The organism is Streptomyces mayteni, from assembly GCF_054783955.1.
On record NZ_BAAGPR010000242.1, the window covers coordinates 1 to 2,752 of the forward strand.

Sequence of the window (2,752 nt, forward strand, 5' to 3'; positions counted from 1 at the left end):
TCGGCCGCGGACGGCGAGCGGCAACGCCGCCGCAGGGAGCGCACCTCGCGACGCCACACGCCGGCCGCAGGCCAGGGCGGCCGGGCCGGGCGCCGGGCCTTGGCCGGCGGTGCCGGGCTGCGGCCGACCCAGCCTCCGGCGCGAGACGCGGCGCAGCCGCGAACCCGCGTAGCGGGCGCGGGTGGCGAGCGGCGCGGGCGTCTGGTCGACGGCAGACACCACCGCCGCCCGCCGGAGGCGGGCGGCGGTGCGCAGCGGTCCGGTCAGCGGCGCAGGCGGCGGTGGCGGCGCCACCAGAGCAGGGCCACGTACCAGGCGAACCGAAGGGGGCCGCCCCGGCTGTAGGCGCGGGCGGCGCGGTAGAGGAGGGCCGCGGTGGAGGCCGCGCGCCAGCGCATACGGTCGCGGCGAGGACGGCGGCGCGGCGACGTGCCCGCCGCGCGCCGGCGCGCGCGGTCGCGGTGAGGACGGTGGCGCGGCAACATGTGCCACCGCCTACTGACGGAGCCGGTAGCCGAGGAGGCCGAGGCCCAGGCCGAGGCAGGCGAGGCCCGCGCCGAGTGGCAGGACCGGGGGGACCTCGCCGCCGCGGCGGGCCGCGGCGGGGGCCGGTTCGTCGAGGTCACGGACGGGGCCCGGCGTCGTCGGGGCCGGTTCCCACCACAGGATCGGCTGGTCGGCCGCCGATGGCCGGTCCTCCTCGTGGTCCTCCACGGCCGGCGGCGGGCTCGCCGCGACGGCCGGCTGGGGCAGAAGGGGCGCCGCGACCACTGCCACGGCCACTGCGTAACCCGCCCACACCCTCACTGGCCCGTTCCCTCACGCTCTGTCCGATGATGCAACCGATACTGTTACCAGCGTCACATATCATCACAAAAGCCGCATCCGGAACGAGAGATGGCTCAGCGTGTCAGCACGATCTTCCCGACATGGCCGCTCTCCTCCAGCACCCGGTGCGCGTCGGCCGCCGCCGGCAGCGGCAGCTGCCGGTCGACCACCGGCCGCAGCCGGCCGTCCGCGAACATCGGCCAGACGTGCTCCCGTACGGCCGCCACCACGGCCGCCTTCTCGGCCACCGGCCGAGCCCGCAGCGACGTCGCCGTGACCGAGGCCCGCTTCGCCATCAGCCGCCCCAGGTTGATCTCGGCCTTGACGCCGCCCTGCATGCCGATGATGGACAGCCGGCCGCCCGTCGCCAGCGCGTCGATGTTCCTGGCCAGGTACCTGGCCCCGACGATGTCGAGGATCACGTCCGCGCCCCGCCCCTCCGTGGCGGCGGAGAGCTCGGCGACGAAGTCCTGCTCGCGGTAGTTGATCAGCACCTCGGCGCCCAACTCCGCGCAGCGCGCCAGCTTCTCGTCGCTGCCGGCCGTCACCGCGACCCGGGCCCCGGCCGCCCGGCCCAGCTGGATCGCCATGGTGCCGATGCCGCTGCCGCCGCCGTGCACCAGCAGCGTCTCGCCCGGCCGCAGCCCGGCGCCGAGGAAGACGTTGGACCACACCGTGCACACCACCTCGGGCAGCGAGGCGGCGGTGACCAGGTCCATCCCGGCCGGGACCGGCAGCAGCTGCCCGGCCGGGACCGCGACCAGCTCCGCGTAGCCGCCGCCGACCAGCAGCGCGCACACCTCGTCGCCGACCCGCCAGTCCCCCACGCCGTCCCCGACGGCGACGACCCGCCCCGCGCACTCCAGGCCCGGGTAGGGCGAGGAGCCACGGGGCGGGTCGTAGAAACCCTGCCGCTGGAGCACGTCGGCCCGGTTGACCCCGGCCGCCGCCACCTCGATCAGGACCTCACCGGCCGACGGCTCGGCATCCGGCACTTCCGCCCACACCAACGCCTCGGGACCACCGGGCGCGGCAATCGTGATCGCATGCATGGACGAGACGCTACCGCCAGGCCGCCGCCCGACACGGTGTCAGGAGAACGTCAGGACGAGAAGAACAGTCCGGCCATGCCGCCCTTGCGGCGGTGGTGACCCTGGTGCCCGTAGTGGCCGCCGCCGTGGGGGGCGCCCCAGGCCGGGCCCGGCTGCTGGTAGTGCTGCTGCGGCGCCGGGGCCGGCGGGGGCGGCGGGGCGGCCTGCGCCGACCACTGCGACTCGAGCTGGGTGATGTGCTCCAGCTCGCCGTAGTCGAGGAAGATACCCCGGCAACCGCTGCACTGCTCGATCTGGACCCCGCTGCGGTTGAACGTGTGCATCGGCGCACGGCACTTGGGACACTGCATCTTCGGCTCCATCGGCTCAGCGGACGACTGGATGTCCCGTTCACCCTACGACAGGGCCTCGATTCGCCGGCAGGAGTCGACGAACGCCGCCCCCTCCGCGGTCAGCGGCCGGCCCGACAGCAGGGCGCGGGCGGCGAGTTGGGCGGTGAGCGCGCGGGCAGGACCGTCCAGCCAGCCGGGCCACGGCTCGGCCACGCCGTAACCGGCCAGGAAGCGGCGCCAGTCGGCCTCCGGCACCAGCCCTGCCGCGTACCAGGCCGCGGGTCTCGCCAGGTCCCAGGCGGGGTCGCCGACCCCGAGGTCGTCCACGTCGATCAGCAGCAACCCACCGTGCGCAGGGTCGGTCACCAACTGCCCGAAGTGGAAGTCGCCGTGACAGAGCGTCCGCCGCGGTCCCCGGTCGGGGGCGCTCGCCAGCACCCGCTCGACGGCCCGGATCTCCTACGACCCGGCCGCGCCCGGCGCGGCCGCCAGCGCGGCCAGCGCCTCGGCGGCCCGCTCCGGGCCGCCGGCGGCCGGCTG

The 2,752-nt window shown here is 76.1% G+C and carries 5 protein-coding genes and 1 pseudogene; all 6 read right to left on the bottom strand.

All coding sequences use genetic code 11. From position 1 onward, the window contains the following. A pseudogene (locus ACYVPE_RS39585) lies at window positions 1–219 on the bottom strand (hypothetical protein); the annotation flags it as partial. Between the two features lie 44 nt (window positions 220–263). Continuing rightward, window positions 264–398 carry a hypothetical protein gene (locus tag ACYVPE_RS39590; RefSeq protein WP_461038691.1) on the bottom strand — a complete coding sequence of 45 codons (135 nt, stop codon included), beginning with the start codon at window positions 396–398 and terminating at the stop codon, window positions 264–266. Window positions 399–495: 97 nt separating this feature from the next. Beyond that, window positions 496–777, bottom strand: coding sequence for a hypothetical protein (locus ACYVPE_RS39595; protein WP_461038692.1), 282 nt, complete (start codon window positions 775–777; stop codon window positions 496–498). Window positions 778–902: 125 nt separating this feature from the next. Then, window positions 903–1,880 (bottom strand): NAD(P)H-quinone oxidoreductase, encoded by a 978-nt coding sequence (locus ACYVPE_RS39600; RefSeq protein ID WP_461038693.1) that lies wholly within the window; start codon window positions 1,878–1,880, stop codon window positions 903–905. A gap of 50 nt (window positions 1,881–1,930) precedes the next feature. Then, window positions 1,931–2,230, bottom strand: coding sequence for a TFIIB-type zinc ribbon-containing protein (locus ACYVPE_RS39605; RefSeq protein WP_461038694.1), 300 nt, complete (start codon window positions 2,228–2,230; stop codon window positions 1,931–1,933). A 45-nt stretch (window positions 2,231–2,275) separates the two neighbouring features. Next, window positions 2,276–2,650: a phosphotransferase family protein gene (locus tag ACYVPE_RS39610; protein WP_461038695.1), complete on the bottom strand. Its 375-nt coding sequence runs from the start codon at window positions 2,648–2,650 to the stop codon at window positions 2,276–2,278. Between the last annotated feature and the right edge of the window lie 102 nt (window positions 2,651–2,752).

What these genes read in the sequence shown, in the direction of transcription:
- ACYVPE_RS39590 (WP_461038691.1), bottom strand. Translation starts at nt 398, where the DNA reads ATGCGCTGGCGCGCGGCCTCCACCGCGGCCCTCCTCTACCGCGCCGCC.
- ACYVPE_RS39605 (WP_461038694.1), bottom strand. Translation starts at nt 2,230, where the DNA reads ATGCAGTGTCCCAAGTGCCGTGCGCCGATGCACACGTTCAACCGCAGC.
- ACYVPE_RS39600 (WP_461038693.1), bottom strand. Translation starts at nt 1,880, where the DNA reads ATGCATGCGATCACGATTGCCGCGCCCGGTGGTCCCGAGGCGTTGGTG.